14 protein-coding genes and 1 pseudogene are annotated in these 15,900 nt (G+C 69.1%); 6 read left to right on the top strand and 9 right to left on the bottom strand.

Going from position 1 to position 15,900, the window contains the following annotated elements:
* Nucleotides 1-43: 43 nt before the first annotated feature.
* The 7 genes and pseudogenes from JF781_RS13000 to JF781_RS12970 form a co-directional block, all read right to left on the bottom strand.
* Nucleotides 44-391 (bottom strand): metal-sulfur cluster assembly factor, encoded by a 348-nt coding sequence (locus tag JF781_RS13000; RefSeq protein ID WP_008258091.1) that lies wholly within the window; start codon nt 389-391, stop codon nt 44-46.
* Nucleotides 366-866: a Fe-S cluster assembly sulfur transfer protein SufU gene (sufU, locus tag JF781_RS12995; RefSeq protein WP_225328635.1), complete on the bottom strand. Its 501-nt coding sequence runs from the start codon at nt 864-866 to the stop codon at nt 366-368. Before sufU ends, JF781_RS13000 begins: the two co-directional genes overlap by 26 nt.
* The gene (locus JF781_RS12990) at nt 863-2,191 is read right to left on the bottom strand and encodes a cysteine desulfurase (RefSeq protein ID WP_225328634.1); all 1,329 of its coding nucleotides are present in this window, start codon (nt 2,189-2,191) and stop codon (nt 863-865) included. Before JF781_RS12990 ends, sufU begins: the two co-directional genes overlap by 4 nt.
* A gap of 1 nt (nt 2,192) precedes the next feature.
* A complete protein-coding gene (sufC, locus tag JF781_RS12985) occupies nt 2,193-2,966 on the bottom strand; it encodes a Fe-S cluster assembly ATPase SufC (RefSeq protein WP_225328633.1) in 774 nt (257 codons plus the stop codon).
* Nucleotides 2,966-4,150 (bottom strand): Fe-S cluster assembly protein SufD, encoded by a 1,185-nt coding sequence (gene sufD, locus JF781_RS12980; protein WP_225328632.1) that lies wholly within the window; start codon nt 4,148-4,150, stop codon nt 2,966-2,968. Before sufD ends, sufC begins: the two co-directional genes overlap by 1 nt.
* Nucleotides 4,150-5,598 (bottom strand): Fe-S cluster assembly protein SufB, encoded by a 1,449-nt coding sequence (sufB, locus tag JF781_RS12975; RefSeq protein ID WP_225328631.1) that lies wholly within the window; start codon nt 5,596-5,598, stop codon nt 4,150-4,152. The genes sufD and sufB overlap by 1 nt, the downstream gene beginning before the upstream one ends.
* Nucleotides 5,595-6,447, bottom strand: a pseudogene (locus tag JF781_RS12970) (helix-turn-helix transcriptional regulator). Before JF781_RS12970 ends, sufB begins: the two are co-directional and overlap by 4 nt.
* A 46-nt stretch (nt 6,448-6,493) precedes the next feature.
* Between JF781_RS12970 and mptB the strand changes: the two are divergent.
* The 4 genes from mptB to JF781_RS12950 all read left to right on the top strand — a co-directional run bounded on the left by mptB (nt 6,494) and on the right by JF781_RS12950 (nt 11,004).
* Entirely contained in the window at nt 6,494-8,206 is a 1,713-nt protein-coding gene (gene mptB / locus JF781_RS12965; RefSeq protein ID WP_374109698.1) for a polyprenol phosphomannose-dependent alpha 1,6 mannosyltransferase MptB, read from the top strand.
* A gap of 61 nt (nt 8,207-8,267) precedes the next feature.
* Nucleotides 8,268-9,215 carry an ABC transporter ATP-binding protein gene (locus tag JF781_RS12960; protein WP_225328629.1) on the top strand — a complete coding sequence of 316 codons (948 nt, stop codon included), beginning with the start codon at nt 8,268-8,270 and terminating at the stop codon, nt 9,213-9,215.
* Entirely contained in the window at nt 9,212-9,988 is a 777-nt protein-coding gene (locus JF781_RS12955; protein WP_225328628.1) for an ABC transporter permease, read from the top strand. Before JF781_RS12960 ends, JF781_RS12955 begins: the two co-directional genes overlap by 4 nt.
* 62 nt (nt 9,989-10,050) lie before the next feature.
* Nucleotides 10,051-11,004: a heme A synthase gene (locus JF781_RS12950; RefSeq protein ID WP_225328627.1), complete on the top strand. Its 954-nt coding sequence runs from the start codon at nt 10,051-10,053 to the stop codon at nt 11,002-11,004.
* On the opposite strand, the gene JF781_RS12945 is transcribed toward JF781_RS12950, so the two are convergent.
* Nucleotides 10,954-11,604, bottom strand: coding sequence for a hypothetical protein (locus tag JF781_RS12945; RefSeq protein ID WP_225328626.1), 651 nt, complete (start codon nt 11,602-11,604; stop codon nt 10,954-10,956). The two genes, JF781_RS12950 and JF781_RS12945, sit on opposite strands and share 51 nt — an antisense overlap.
* Nucleotides 11,605-11,623: 19 nt before the next feature.
* On the opposite strand from JF781_RS12945, the gene JF781_RS12940 reads away from it, so the two are divergent.
* A complete protein-coding gene (locus tag JF781_RS12940; protein ID WP_225328625.1) occupies nt 11,624-12,598 on the top strand; it encodes a quinone oxidoreductase in 975 nt (324 codons plus the stop codon).
* A 12-nt stretch (nt 12,599-12,610) separates the two neighbouring features.
* Here JF781_RS12940 and JF781_RS12935 read toward each other — a convergent pair whose 3' ends face one another.
* Complete coding sequence (locus tag JF781_RS12935; protein WP_225328624.1) at nt 12,611-13,537, bottom strand: heme o synthase; 927 nt, start codon at nt 13,535-13,537, stop codon at nt 12,611-12,613.
* A 255-nt stretch (nt 13,538-13,792) separates the two neighbouring features.
* Between JF781_RS12935 and tkt the strand changes: the two genes are divergently transcribed.
* A complete protein-coding gene (gene tkt, locus JF781_RS12930; protein ID WP_225328623.1) occupies nt 13,793-15,892 on the top strand; it encodes a transketolase in 2,100 nt (699 codons plus the stop codon).
* Nucleotides 15,893-15,900 lie beyond the last annotated feature (8 nt).

The raw sequence follows: 15,900 nt of genomic DNA, 5'->3' as shown, positions 1-15,900 counted from the left end.
CCCGGGGGTGGCCGCGCGTCGGCGCGGCGTGCGAAAAGGCCGGCTAGACCGTGAAGCCCAAGGCGCGCAGTTGCTCGCGCCCGTCGTCGGTGATCTTGTCCGGACCCCACGGCGGGTTCCACACCCAGTTGATCTTCAGCTCGTCGACCAAGCCGGCACCGACCAGCGCGCTGCGCGACTGGTCTTCGATGACGTCTTGCAACGGGCAGGCCGCCGAGGTGAGCGTCATGTCGATCAGCGCCACCGGACCCATCTCACCGTGCTCGACCTCCAAGCCGTACACCAGGCCCAAATCCATGACGTTGATGCCGAGTTCGGGGTCGACGACGTCATGCATCGCCTCCTCGACGTCGGCGAGCAACTCGTCATGCGGTGTGGTGGTCTCGCTCATCTGTAACCTCCTCGAGGGCTGCATATTTTTCCGAGTACGCCTGTGCCAGTGCGTCTTTGCACGCCATCCAGCCCAGCAGCGCGCATTTCACCCGGGCGGGGTATTTGGCCACTCCGGCGAACGCGATCCCGTCGCCCAGCACGTCCTCGTCGCCCTCGACGGTGCCGCGGGAGGACACCATCTCGGTGAACGCGGTGATGGTCTTGAGCGCATCGCCGACACTTTGACCGATTACCTGCTGGGTGAGGACCGAGGTGGCCGCCTGGCTGATCGAGCAGCCCTGCCCGTCATACGACACGTCGGTGACGGTTTCGCCGTCGTCGGACAGCGCAACGCGCAAGGTGATTTCGTCACCGCAGACCGGGTTGACGTGAAAGACCTCGGCGCCGAACGGCTCCCGCAGCCCGCGGTGCTGCGGGTGCTTGTAGTGATCGAGGATCACGTCCTGATACATCTGTTCGAGGCGCAAGGTCATTCTCTCCCAACCCATGGCGACGACCCGCTGCGCCCGGCTTCGCCGCGCTTGCGATCGCCGACGAAGAAATCCAGCGCGCGGCGCACGCCCGTCACCAACCGCTCGACCTCCTCGGCGGTGTTGTACACCGCGAAGGACGCCCGGGCGGTGGCCGCCAGACCGAACCGGCGATGCAGCGGCAGCGCGCAGTGGTGTCCCACGCGCACCGCGACGCCGTCATCGTCGAGCACCTGCCCGACGTCGTGCGCGTGCACGCCGTCGACGACGAATGACACCGGAGAACCACGGTTTTCCAGTGTGGTGGGCCCGATGATCCGCACGCCCTCGATCCCGGACAGGCCCTCGATGGCGGCGGCGACCAGCTCACGTTCGTGTGCCTCGACGGCGTCCATGCCGATGCCGTCCAGATAACGGGCGGCCGCGGCCAGCCCGACCACCTGGGAGGTCATCGGGGTGCCGGCCTCGAAACGCTGCGGGGGCGCGGCGTAAGTCGAGGCGTCCATGGCGACGTTCTCGATCATCGAGCCGCCGGTGAGGAATGGCGGCATCGCCGACAACAACTCCCCGCGTCCGTACAGCACGCCGATCCCGTTGGGGCCCAGCATTTTATGCCCGGAGAAGGCGGCGAAGTCGACATCGAGCTCGTGGAAGTCGACCGGGCGGTGCGGCACCGACTGGCAGGCGTCCAGCACGGTGAGCGCGCCGACGGCTTTGGCGCGGGAGACCAGTTCGCCCACCGGCGCGAGCGCTCCGGTGACGTTCGAGTGGTGGCTGAAGGCAACCACTTTGACGCGTTCGTCGAGCTTCAGCGAGTCCAGGTCGATGCGGCCCGCATCTCTTTCTCCGCCGGAGATCCCGTACCATTGCAGCGTGGCACCGGTGCGGCGGGCCAGTTCCTGCCAGGGCACCAGGTTGGCGTGGTGCTCGAGCTCGGTGGTGACGATGACGTCGCCGGGGCCAACCGCACGCTCGAACCGGTTGTCGCCCAGCACATAGGAGACCAGGTTGAGCGCCTCGGTGGCGTTCTTGGTGAAAATCAGCTCCTCGGAGCCGGCGCCGACGAAAGCCGCAACATCGGCGCGCCCCTGCTCGTAGGCGTCGGTCGCCTCCTCCATCAGCTGATGCGCCCCGCGATGCACGCCGCCGTTGGACGTGAGCAGAAACTCGCGTTCGGCGTCGAGCACCTGCAGCGGACGCTGGGCCGTCGCCCCGGAATCCAGATACGCCAACTGATTTCCGCCGCGCATGACGCGCTTGAGGATCGGGAAGTCGGCGCGGATCGCCGCGAGATCGAGAGCGGAAGCCGCCGCATCACGCCGAGTCATGTCAGGCCTTCGCAGACGCCGCCTGCACGAAGCGCTCGTATCCGTGCTCCTCGAGCTGGCCGGCCAATTCGGGGCCGCCGGCTTCGACGATGCGCCCGCCGACGAACACGTGGACGAACTGCGGCTGGATGTAGCGCAGGATGCGGGTGTAGTGGGTGATCAGCAGGACGCCGCCATGCTCGGCTTCGGCGTAGCGGTTCACCCCCTCACTGACCACCCGCAGCGCGTCGACGTCCAGGCCGGAGTCGGTCTCGTCCAGGATGGCGATCTTGGGCTTGAGCAGCGACAGCTGAAGAATCTCGTGGCGCTTCTTCTCACCACCGGAAAAGCCTTCGTTCACACTGCGTTCGGAGAACGCCGGGTCGATCCCCAGGTCGTCCATCGCGGCCTTGACTTCCTTGACCCAGTGCCGCAGCTTCGGCGCCTCACCGCGCACGGCGGTGGCGGCCGAGCGCAGGAAGTTCGACATGGACACCCCGGTGACCTCGATCGGGTACTGCATCGCGAGGAACAGGCCGGCCCGGGCGCGTTCGTCGACGCTCATCGCCAGCACGTCCTGGCCGTCCAGCGTGATCGATCCGGACGTCACCTCGTACTTCGGGTGCCCGGAGATGGCATAGGACAGCGTGGACTTGCCAGACCCGTTGGGACCCATCAACGCGTGCGTCTCCCCCGACTTCACCGTGAGGTCGACGCCCTTGAGGATTCCGATGGCGTCGGCTTCGTTGGTGCGCGCGACGCTGACGTGTAAGTCCTTGATTTCGAGTGTGGTCATCAGTTCTTGTTTCCTTCGGTCAGCTCAAGCTCGTGTTCGATAGCCTCGGCCAGTCGCTCACGCACGGCGGGCACGGCGATCTTCTGGATGATCTCGGCGAAGAAGCCGCGCACGATCAACCGTCGGGCCTGGTCTTCGGGGATGCCGCGGGCTCGTAGGTAGAACACCTGCTCGTCGTCGAATCGCCCTGTGGCACTGGCGTGTCCGGCGCCGACGATCTCACCGGTCTCGATCTCGAGGTTGGGCACCGAATCGGCGCGGGCGCCGTCGGTGAGGATCAGATTGCGGTTGGTTTCGAAGGTGTCGGTGCCGGTCGCCTCGGCGCGGATCAGCACGTCGCCCACCCAGACGGCGTGTGCGTCCGGACGGTCGGATTCCGGATCCGCTTGCAGCGCACCCTTGTACAGCACGTCCGAGCGGCAATTGGGGTGCGCGTGGTCGACGAGCAGCCGGGATTCGATGTGCTGGCCGTCGTCGGCGAAATAGGTGCCGAGCAGTTGAGCGTCGCCGCCGGCGGCGGTGAACCGCACCGTCGTCGACGTGCGGACCAGGTCTCCCCCGAGCGTCACGTTGACGTGGCCGAGCACCGAATCCTTGCCCAGCCGTGCGTGATGCGCGCTGACGTTGACCATGTCGTCGGCCCAGTCGGCGATCCAGATGACTCCGAGCGCCGCCGAATCTGAAACGATGATCTCGACGTTGTCGGCGTACGTCCCGCTGCCGCGCAGGTCGACGACCACGATGGCCCGCGCGAGTTCTTCGACGCGGATCTGCAGATGCCCGTAGGCGACCGCGCCCTCGCCCGGCCCGTTCACGACGATCTCGATGGGCTTGGCGACCTCGGTGTCACGCGCCACGGTCACCACCGTCGCGGAGTTGAACGACGAGAAGGCCTGGGCCGCAACGCGATCGGCGGGAACTCCGCCCTGGCCCAGCCGCTCGTCGCCCCGGCCGGCGGTTTCGGTGCGTACACCCGGCTGGTCGGTGACGGTGATCTGCGCCTTGCCGGTGGCATGTGCCGAACCGTCGTGCAGGCCGCGCAGCCGGCGCAACGGGGTGAAGCGCCAGATTTCGTCGCGGCCGTGCGGGACCTCGAACGCGTCCACGTCGAAGGAGGAGAACAGCTCCCCCTTGTTCAAGGCGGTAAGGGTCGATCCCTCAACCGCTTCGGTCAGATTCGTCACTAGCCGACCGCGCCTTCCATCTGGAGTTCGATCAGGCGGTTGAGCTCCAGCGCGTACTCCATCGGCAGCTCTTTGGCGATCGGTTCGACGAAGCCGCGCACCACCATCGCCATCGCCTCGTCCTCGGTCAGGCCGCGGCTCATCAGGTAGAAGAGCTGGTCCTCGCTGACCTTGGACACGGTGGCCTCGTGCCCCATCGTGACGTCGTCCTCGCGGATGTCGACGTACGGGTAGGTATCGCTGCGGCTGATCGTATCGACCAGCAGCGCATCGCATTTCACGCTCGAACGCGATCCGTGGGCGCCCTTGTTCACCTGCACGAGGCCGCGGTACGAGGCGCGGCCCCCGCCGCGGGCGACCGACTTGGACACAATGTTGCTCGACGTGTTGGGCGCCAGGTGCAGCATCTTGGCGCCGGTGTCCTGGTGCTGGTCTTCGCCGGCGAACGCCACCGAGAGCACCTCGCCCTTGGCGTACTCGCCGGTCATCCAGACCGCCGGGTACTTCATGGTGACCTTGGATCCGATGTTGCCGTCGACCCACTCCATGGTGGCGCCGGCCTCGGCGCGGGCGCGCTTGGTGACCAGGTTGTACACGTTGTTCGACCAGTTCTGGATGGTGGTGTAGCGAACGCGCGCATGCGGTTTCACGACGATCTCGACGACGGCCGAGTGCAGCGAGTCCGATTTGTAGATCGGCGCGGTGCAGCCCTCGACGTAGTGCACGTACGAACCTTCGTCGGCGATGATCAGCGTCCGCTCGAACTGGCCCATGTTCTCGGTGTTGATGCGGAAGTAGGCCTGCAGCGGGATGTCGACGTGCACGCCCGGCGGGACGTAGATGAACGAGCCGCCGCTCCACACCGCGGTGTTGAGTGCGGAGAACTTGTTGTCCCCCGCCGGGATCACGGTGCCGAAGTACTCCTGGAAGATCTCGGGGTGCTCGCGCAGACCGGTGTCGGTGTCGACGAAGATGACGCCCTGGGCCTCGAGGTCTTCGCGGATCTGGTGGTAGACGACCTCGGACTCGTACTGCGCCGCCACGCCGCCGACCAGGCGCTGCTTCTCCGCCTCGGGGATGCCCAGCCGGTCGTAGGTGTTGCGGATGTCCTCGGGCAGGTCGTCCCACGTCGCGGCCTGCTTTTCGGTGGAGCGCACGAAGTACTTGATGTTCTCGAAGTCGATGCCGTCGAGGTTCGAGCCCCACGTCGGCATCGGCTTGCGCTCGAAGATGCGCAGCGCCTTGAGCCGGGCCTGCAGCATCCACTCGGGCTCGCTCTTCTTCGCGGAGATGTCGCGGACCACCGCCTCGGACAGCCCGCGCTGGGCGCTGGCGCCTGCGACGTCGGAGTCGGCCCAGCCGTAGCCGTACCGCCCCAGGGAGGCGATCGCCTCTTCCTGGGTCAGCGGCGCGGTAGCCGTCTTGCTGGCCTCGGGTGTGAGTGTCATCGAGACGCTCCTTTGATGCTCGTGGTGTCGGTCATGTGGCGCGGGCTGGGCGCCGTGCTTGAAGCCTGGCTCTGCGTCAGGGGGACGTGCGTGGTGCAGGCGCAGTCGCCGTTGACGATCGTCGCCAAACGCTGGACATGGGTGCCCAGCACCTCGGCCATCGCCTGCTGTTCGGCCTCGCACAACTCGGGGAATTCCTCGGCGACGTGGGAGACCGGGCAGTGGTGCTGGCAGATCTGCACGCCGTGAATCGGCCCGCCGACCTGTGTGGTGCTGGCGACGTAGCCGGCCTTGGTCAACGCGGTGGCGATCCGTTCCGCGGCCGCCTCGACGTCGTCGTCCGCCGTGCTGTCGGCCGCGGTGACTTCGGTCAAGATGGCGTCGATCCGCTGCCGGGCGAACGCCTGAACCGCCTCTTCGCCGCCGATCTCGCGAAGCTGCCGCATCGCCGCCGCCGCCAAGTCGTCGTAGGCGTGGTCGAGCTTGGCCCGCCCGCCGGCGGTCAACCGGTACCGCTTCGCGGGACGCCCGCGTCCCGACTGCTGCCATGCCGCGGGCGCCGTGGCCTCGGCATCGCCCGCCTCGATCAGGGCGTCGAGGTGCCGGCGCACCCCGGCGGCCGCCAGGCCCAGCCGGTCACCGATCTCGCCGGCGGTGATCGTTCCGGATTCCAGCAGCAGGCGCACGATGGCGCGGCGGGTGTGACGATCCGCTGTGAGACCCGTGGCAGCGCCGACGTCGGGCGCGGCGGCACCATCGGGGCTGGTTCGGATTTTCACAACACCAGTGTGACGCAATTCCGACGATCGGTCTAGCAAGGGTCCCCTGTCTTAGGGTCGTGCTGGTCACACGAGCGATCGCCGCGGGTTCGGACCCGGCGGCTACGCTGCTGAAGATGTCAGCCCGCCACCACACGCTGAGCTCGTCGATCGCGAGTCTGCACGGCGACGAGCAAGCGGTGGGTTCGCCGCTGAACGATACCGAGCTCAGCGCGCTGCGACGCATCCGCCTGTTCGGCGCCAGCGGCACGATGCTGATGGCGATCGGCGCGCTGGGCGCCGGCGCCCGGCCCGTCGTGCAGGACCCGACGTTCGGGGTGCGGCTGCTCAACCTGCCGTCGCGCATCCAGACGGTGTCGTTGACGATGACGACGACGGGCGCGGTCATGATGGCGCTGGCCTGGCTGATGCTCGGCCGATTCGCGCTGGGCAACCGGCGGATGTCGCGCGGCGACCTGGACCGCACCCTGCTGCTGTGGGTGCTGCCGCTGCTGATCGCCCCCCCGATGTACAGCAAGGACGTCTACTCCTATCTGGCGCAGAGCCAGATCTCCCTGGAGGGACTCGACCCGTACCGGGTCGGCCCGGCCTCGGGCCTGGGCCTGTCCCACATCTTCACCCTCTCGGTGCCGACCCTGTGGCGCGAGACGCCCGCCCCCTACGGCCCGCTGTTTCTGTGGATGGGGCGCGGCATTTCGGCGATCACCGGGGAGAACATCGTCGCCGCGGTGCTGTGTCACCGGCTGGTGGAGCTGCTCGGCGTCGGACTGATCGTGTGGGCGACACCGCGGCTGGCCCGGCGCTGCGGCGTCGCCGAGGTCAGCGCGCTGTGGCTGGGCGCGGCCAACCCGCTGCTGATCATGCATCTGGTGGCCGGCGTGCACAACGAGGCGCTGATGCTGGGCCTGATGCTGGCCGGGGCCGAATTCGCGCTGCGCGGCGTCTCAGACGTCAAAGCCCCGCGCCTGCTGCCCCACTCCTTGAAGCCGGGTCCCGACTGGGAACCGCTGGGCATGCTGCTGGTCGGCGCCGTCCTGATCACGCTGTCGTCGCAGGTGAAGCTGCCGTCGCTGCTGGCGCTGGGCTTCGTCACGGTCGCGCTGGCCTACCGGCGGGGAGGAAACCTGCGTGCCCTGCTGTTGACGGGCGGCGGCATGGCGGCGCTGTCGCTGGCGGTGATGGCCGTCGTCGGCTGGGCCAGCGGGCTCGGCTTCGGCTGGATCTACACGCTGGGCACCGCCAACGTGGTGCGCAGCTGGATGTCGCCGCCGACGCTGCTGGCGCTCGGCACCGGGCAGGTGGGCATCCTGCTGGGCCTGGGCGATCACACCACCGCGGTGCTGGGGCTGACCCGTGCGATCGGCGTGCTGATCATCACGGTCATGGTGACGTGGCTGCTGCTGGCCGTCTTCCGCGGCAGGCTGCACCCGATCGGCGGCCTCGGCGTCGCGCTGGGCATCTGCGTGCTGCTGTTTCCCGTCGTGCAGCCCTGGTATCTGCTGTGGGCGATCATCCCGCTGGCCTGCTGGGCCACCCGCACCGGCTTCCGGCTGGCGGCGATCGTCATCAGTCTCGTCGTCGGCATCTTCGGCCCGACCGCCAACGGCGACCGGTTCGCGCTGTTCCAGATCGTGGACGCCACGTTGGCCAGCACCGTCATCGTGGTGTTGCTCATCGCGGTGACCTACACCCGGTTGCCGTGGCGGAGCCCGCCGGCGCAGCCGCGGGAACCCGTCGGCGCAGAGCCCGTCGACCCGGCGTCGCCCGCGCAGCCTGCCGAGACCCCGCGACCGGCGCCGGCCCATGACGCCTACGCTGATTCCACGTGAGCCGCGCCGACGACCCAGCCGCGCGCCGCATGAGCGGCGCCTATGAGCAGGGGCGGCGCCCGTGAACTCGGACGTTCCTGAAGTAGTCGTGCGACTGCGCGGCGTGAGCAAGCACTACGGATCCGGCGGGGCTGTCGTGGAGGCCGTCTCCGATCTCGACCTGGAAGTGCACGCCGCCGAGGTGCTGGCCCTGCTCGGCCCCAACGGCGCCGGTAAGACCACGACGGTCGAGATGTGCGAGGGCTTCGTGCGCCCGGACGCCGGCACCATCGAGGTGCTCGGCCTGGACCCGATCGCGGACAACGCGCGGCTGCGCGCGCGGATAGGCGTGATGCTGCAGGGCGGCGGCGGCTACCCCGCGGCCCGCGCCGGCGAGATGCTCGACCTGGTGGCCGCCTACGCCGCCGACCCGCTGGACCCGGCGTGGCTGCTGGACACGCTGGGCCTCACCGACGCCGCGCGCACCACCTACCGGCGGCTCTCCGGCGGGCAGCAGCAACGGCTCGCGCTGGCGTGCGCGCTGGTCGGGCGGCCCGAACTGGTGTTCCTCGACGAGCCCACCGCGGGCATGGACGCCCACGCCAGGCTGCTGGTGTGGGAGCTGATCGACGCGCTGCGCCGCGACGGCGTGACGGTGGTGCTGACCACCCACCAGCTCAAGGAGGCCGAGGAGCTCGCCGACCGGATCGTCATCATCGACCGCGGGGCGACGGTGGCCTCGGGCACGCCCACGGAGCTGATGCGCAGCGGCGCCAAGGACCAGTTGCGGTTCAGCGCGCCGCCGCGGCTCGACCTGTCGCTGTTGTCCGCCGCGCTGCCCGAGGATTACAAGGCCACGGAGGTGACGCCGGGCGAGTACCTGGTCGAGGGCCCGGTCGACCCGCAGGTGCTGGCGACGGTCACGGCGTGGTGTGCCCGGATCGACGTGCTGGCCACGGACATGCGCGTCGAGCAACGCAGCCTCGAGGACGTGTTCCTCGACCTCACCGGCAGGAAGTTGCGGCCATGAGCGAATCACCGTTCCCCGCAGGCACTTTCGCCCCCGACCCGCGGCCCAGCGCGGTGCCGAGAATGCTCGCCGCGCAGTTCGGCCTGGAGCTCAAGCTGTTGCTGCGCAACGGCGAACAGCTGCTGCTGACCATGTTCATCCCGATCACGCTGCTGGTCGGGCTCACGCTGCTGCCGCTCGGCTCGTTCGGCCAGCACCGCGCCGCCACCTTCACCCCGGTCATCATGGCGCTGGCGGTGATCTCGACCGCGTTCACCGGGCAGGCGATCGCGGTCGCCTTCGATCGCAGGTACGGCGCGCTCAAGCGGCTCGGGGCCACCCCGCTTCCGGTGTGGGGCATCATCGCGGGCAAGTCCCTGGCCGTCGTCACGGTGGTGTTCTTGCAGGCAATCCTGTTGGGCGCCATCGGTTTTGCGCTCGGTTGGCGACCCGCCCTGATCGCGTTGGCGCTGGGCGCGGGGGTCATCGCGCTGGGCACCGTGGTGTTCGCGGCCCTCGGCCTGCTGCTCGGCGGGACGCTGCGGGCCGAGATCGTGCTCGCGGTCGCCAACCTGATGTGGTTCGTCTTCGCCGGCCTGGGCGCGCTGACCGTGGAAACCGACATGATTCCGACGGCGGTGAAATGGGCGGCCCGGCTGACCCCGTCGGGCGCGCTCACCGAGGCGCTGTCGCAGGCGATGACGATGTCGGTGGACTGGTTCGGGGTGATCGTCCTGGCGGCGTGGGGTGCGCTGGGCGCGCTGAGCGCGCTGCGCTGGTTCCGGTTCACCTGACGGGTGCTCGGCGACGCCGGGCGTACTACGGCATGTAGTTTTCGGTGCCTTAGGATCGGGCCGTGCTTGGACGAACGCTGTGGCGGCTGGTGGACCTGCTCCCCAATCCCAGTTTGGGCGTCCAGCGGCTGATCGCCGTGGCCGTCATCCTGACCCAGGGCGGCATCGCCATCACCGGCGCGATCGTGCGCGTCACCGCCTCGGGACTGGGCTGCCCCACCTGGCCGCAGTGCTTTCCGGGCAGCTTCGTCCCGGTGGCCCACGCCGAGGTGCCGCGCATCCACCAGGCCGTCGAATTCGGCAACCGGATGGTCACCTTCGCCGTGGTGATCACCGCGGCGCTGGCCGTGCTCGCGGTGACCCGGGCCCGGCGTCGCCGCGAGGTCCTGGTCTATGCGTGGCTGATGCCGGTGTCGACCGTCGTGCAGGCGGTCATCGGCGGGATCACCGTGCGCACCGGGCTGCTGTGGTGGACGGTGGCCATCCACCTGCTGACGTCGATGACGATGGTGTGGCTCGCGGTGCTGCTCTACGTCAAGATCGGCGAGCCCGACGATGCAGCCGTGCGCGTGCTGATCCCTACGCCGCTGCGCGCATTGACCGCGCTCTCCGGCGTGAACCTGGCCGCGGTGCTGGTCACCGGCACGCTGGTGACGGCCGCCGGCCCGCATGCGGGTGACCGCAGCGCCACCCGGACCGTGCCGCGACTCAAGGTCGAAGTCGCCACCCTGGTGCACGTGCACTCGTCGCTGCTGGTCGCCTACCTGGCGCTGGTCGTGGGGCTGGGCTTCGGGCTGCTGGCGGTGCGCGCCACCCGCCCCGTGCTGCGGCGGCTCGGGGTGCTGCTCGTCCTGCTGTGCGCGCAGGCCGCCGTCGGCACCGCCCAGTACTACACCGGTGTCCCCGCCGCGCTGGTCGCCCTGCACGTCGCGGGGGCGGCGGCATGCACCGCGGCCACCGCGGCGCTATGGGCTTCCATGCGGGAACGGGCCGAGCCCGAGCCGCTCGCAGCCTGATTCGACCTCCACGGCGAACCGGCGCTGGGCGAGCTCGCGGGTGGCGGCGTCCAGGCGGCGCCAACCCAGCTGCGGCGCAACGAGATCCAGTCCCACCAGCCGGGTACCGGCCACGTCGGCGCGCGCGTACAGCAGCTCCCGGGCGCCGATCCCGGCGCGGCGGGCGGCCGCCGCGAGCGCCGCGTAGCCGAGATCCCAGGATTCGAACTCCGGCTCGCCCGGCCAGGCGTGCGATTGCTCCCCGCCCAGAAAGATCAAGGCCGACCGCGCCGTCGCGCCGGGGTCCGTCGGGACCCCGACGTCCTCGAGGTCGCGCAAATACCGCTCATCGATATTCCAGGCGACCGCGTCGGGCGGGTTGAGCAGGTGGCGCGTCCGCCGGGTCCAGGCCAGGAATTCGACACGTCGGTCCGGCTCGACCGGGGCGGCGCGCAGGATGACCAGGTCGGCCTGGGCGGTTTCCGGATCGTCCCAGGGCAGCCAGCGCGCGTGCAGGCCCCGCCGGCGCAGGGCGGGCACCAGTCCGGCGTCGTCGGGGTCGCCACCGCGCCCCGCCAGCACGATGCGGGGATGGAAGACGTCCGGACGAGCGAGCTTCATGCCCGGGCATGATAAGCACATGCACGCAATCGAAGTCGGCGAAACCGGTGGCCCCGAGGTACTGCGCTACGTCGATACTCCACAACCCTCGCCCGGCCCGGGTGAGGTGCTGATCAAGGCCGAGGCCATCGGCGTCAACTACATCGACATGTATTTCCGCTCGGGGCAGTATCCGCGCCAGGTGCCGTTCATCCTCGGCCAGGAGATGAGCGGCACGGTGGTAGACACCGGCGAGGGCGTCGACGGTGTCGCCGCGGGCGACCGGGTGGTGACCGCCGCGGCTTCCGGCGGTTACGCCGAATATGCCACCGCCCCAGCCTCTTTCACCGCCCCGGTGCCCGACGGCGTCCCCGCCGACGTGGCGGCCTCGGCGCTGCTGAAGGGCCTGACCGCCCACTACCTGTTGAAGTCGGTGTATCCGGTGCAGGCGGGCGACACGGTGCTGGTGCATGCGGGCGCGGGCGGTGTCGGCCTTATCCTGACGCAGTGGGCGCGCCTGCTCGGCGCGCGGGTGATCACGACGGTCTCGACCCCGGAGAAGGCGCGGATGTCGGCGAACGCCGGCGCCGACGAGGTGCTGTCCTACCCCGACGACGCCGACGAGTTCGGCGAGCGGATTCGCGCGTTGACCGACGGAGCCGGGGTGGCCGCGGTGTACGACGGCGTGGGGGCGACCACGTTCGACGCCAGCTTGGCCAGCCTGGCCGTGCGGGGCACGCTCGCGTTGTTCGGCGCGGCCAGCGGGCCCGTCCCGCCGTTCGATCCGCAGCGCCTCAATGCCGCCGGCTCGGTGTTTTTGACCCGGCCGTCGCTGGCGCATTTCGTCCGCACCGGGCAGGAATTCAGCTGGCGGGCAGAGGAATTGTTCGCCGCGATCGCCGGCGGCGAGATCACCGTGGAGGTCGGCGGGCGCTACCCGCTGGCCGACGCGGCCCGCGCCCACCGGGATCTGCAGGGCCGCAAGACGACGGGCTCGATCGTGCTGGTGCCGTAACTCCCCTGGCGGCTAGAACAGGTGCGGCAGCCCGATGGCCGAGTCGATCGCCAATGCGCAGAACACCACCGCCAGGTAGTTGTTCGATTGCAGGAATAGCCGCAGCGGCTTGACCGGCTCGCCGGCGCGCACCCCCGCGTATAACTGATGCGCCATGGCCAGGAACCACACCCCGGCGACCGCGGCGACCACCGCGTACAGCCAGCCGGTCGCCAGCGCCAGCGCCAGCGTGGCCAGCACCGTCAGCCAGGTGTAGATCAGGATCTGCTTGGTCACCTGGCGCTCGGTCGCAACGGCCGGCAGCATCGGGACGCCCGCCGCTTTGTAGTCGTCCTTGTAGCGCATCGCCAGCGCCCAGGTGTGCGGCGGCGTCCAGAAGAAAATGATGGCGAACATCACCAGTGCCGGCCAGCCGATGGTGTTCGTCACGGCCGACCAGCCGATCATCACCGGCATGCAGCCGGCCGCGCCGCCCCACACGACGTTCTGCGAGGTGCGGCGCTTGAGCAGCAGCGTGTAGACGAACACATAGAACGCGATCGTCGCCAGGGCCAGCAGCCCCGACAGCAGGTTCGTCGTCCACCACAGCCAGAAGAACGACCCGACCGTCAGCACCAGCCCGAACACCAGGGCGTTGCGGGTGGGCACCGCGGCCCGCGCCAGCGGCCGGCGCGCGGTGCGCTTCATCACCTTGTCGATATCCGCGTCGGCCACGCAGTTCAGCGTGTTCGCGCCGCCGGCGGCCAGCATTCCGCCGATCAGCGTGTTCACGATCAGCAGCGGATTGACCGTCCCGCGCTGGGCGAGCAGCATCGCCGGGATCGCGGTCACGAGCAGCAGCTCGACGACCCGCGGCTTGGTCAGCGCCAGATAAGCCAGCACCGTGCCTTGTACCCGGCTTGGCAATCGGCTCGGCGCGGCGCGCCCGCGAACGCTCACGCAATAACTCCTCGGGGTCGCAGCGGCGCGCAGCATCTACTACAGACGATGGTAGACCGAGTAGCGGCGATGCCTCGCCCGTGGGTCGGTTCCCGCAGACTTTTCCCAGATTTCCGAACTGAATGTTAATGGCTTTCGACGGACGCGTAATTTTCACACCTGCCGGCCGCGGGTACCCGAAATCCTGCTCTGCAAGAGCCGGCCCTCCCGCACTAGGGTGGGATTGATCAGCTCGATGACCCAAGGACTGAGTCTGTGACGACACTCGAAGAGATCTCCACGCTGACCCAACCGCATCTCCCGGACGACTGGTCCGAACTCGACTCGGCTGCCGTCGACACCGTTCGGGTGCTGGCCGCCGACGCGGTGCAGAAGGTCGGCAACGGCCACCCCGGGACGGCGATGAGCCTGGCCCCCCTGGCGTACACGCTGTTCCAGCGGACCATGCGCCACGACCCCAGCGACGCCCACTGGCTGGGCCGCGACCGGTTCGTCCTGTCCTGCGGGCACAGCAGCCTGACGCTGTACCTGCAGCTGTACCTGGGCGGCTTCGGCCTGGAGCTCTCCGACATCGAATCGCTGCGCACCTGGGGATCCAAGACCCCCGGGCACCCGGAGTTCCGGCACACCAAGGGCGTCGAGATCACCACCGGCCCGCTCGGGCAGGGCCTGGCATCCGCGGTGGGCATGGCGATGGCCGCCCGCTACGAGCGCGGCCTGTTCGACCCCGACGCCGCCCCGGGCAACAGCCCGTTCGACCACTTCATCTACGTGATCGCCTCCGACGGCGACATCGAAGAGGGCGTCACCTCCGAAGCCTCGTCGCTCGCGGCCGTCCAGCAACTGGGCAACCTGATCGTTTTCTACGACCACAACCAGATTTCGATCGAGGACGACACCAACATCGCGTTGTGCGAGGACACCGCAGCGCGCTACGAGGCCTACGGCTGGCACGTGCAGAAGGTCGAGGGCGGCGAGAACGTCGTCGCCATCGAGGAGGCCATCGCGGCCGCCAAGGCCGTCACCGACCGGCCGTCGTTCGTCGAGTTGCGCACCATCATCGGCTATCCCGCGCCGAAGCTGATGAACACCGGCAAGGCGCACGGCGCGGCGCTGGGCGACGAGGAGGTCGCCGCCGTCAAGAAGATCCTCGGCTTCGACCCGGACAAGAACTTCGAGGTGCGCGACGAGGTGATCGCCCACACCCGCAAGCTGGTCGACCGCGGCAAGGAGGCGCACGAGAAGTGGCAGGCGGATTTCGACGCCTGGGTGCAGCGCGAGCCCGACCGCAAAGCGCTGCTGGACCGGTTGACCGCCGAGGAACTGCCCGACGGCTGGGATGCCGACATCCCGCACTGGGAGCCGGGCTCCAAGGACCTGGCCACCCGCGCGGCCTCCGGCAAGGTGCTCTCCGCGCTGGGGCCGAAACTGCCCGAGCTGTGGGGCGGCTCGGCCGACCTGGCGGGCAGCAACAACACCACCATGGATGACGTCAAATCCTTTGGTCCGCCGTCCATTTCGACGAAGGACTACACCGCCGACTGGTATGGGCGCACACTGCACTTCGGTGTTCGCGAGCACGCAATGGGCGCGATCCTGTCCGGCATCGTGCTGCACGGCCCCACCCGCGCGTACGGCGGCACGTTCCTGCAGTTCTCCGACTACATGCGCCCCGCGGTGCGGCTGGCCTCGCTGATGGACATCGACACCATCTACGTGTGGACGCACGATTCCATCGGGCTCGGCGAGGACGGGCCCACCCACCAACCGATCGAGCACCTCGCGGCGTTGCGCGCCATCCCCAAGCTGTCGGTGGTGCGCCCGGCCGACGCCAACGAGACCGCGCACGCCTGGCGCACGATCCTGGCCCGCGGCAACGGCAGCGGCCCGGTGGGGCTGATCCTGACCCGCCAGGGCGTGCCGGTGCTCGAGGGCACCAGCGCCGACGGTGTCGCCCGGGGCGGTTACATCCTGGCCTCCGACGGTGAGGAGGCCGGCCAGGACCCCGACGTGGTTCTCATCGCGACGGGCTCGGAGGTCCAGCTCGCCGTCGAGGCGCAGAAGTTGTTGGCGGACAAGGACATTGTCGCGCGGGTGGTCTCCATGCCGTGCGTCGAATGGTTCGAGTCGCAGCCCGACGACTACCGCGACAGCGTGCTGCCCCCGTCGGTGTCGGCCCGGGTGGCCGTCGAGGCCGGCGTCGCGCAGAGCTGGCACAAGCTGGTCGGTGACACCGGGAAGATCGTTTCGATCGAGCACTACGGCGAATCCGCCGACTACAAGACCTTATTCCGTGAATTCGGCTTCACTGCCGAAGCCGTCGCTGCCGCCGCGGAACAAGTAGTGGATAACTGAGGAAAGGG

The sequence above is a fragment of the Mycobacterium sp. WUMAC-067 genome (genome assembly GCF_020217485.1).
Lineage (GTDB): Bacteria > Actinomycetota > Actinomycetes > Mycobacteriales > Mycobacteriaceae > Mycobacterium.
Note: the sequence above shows the minus strand (reverse complement) of the source record. Positions and strands in the feature narration are given on the sequence as shown.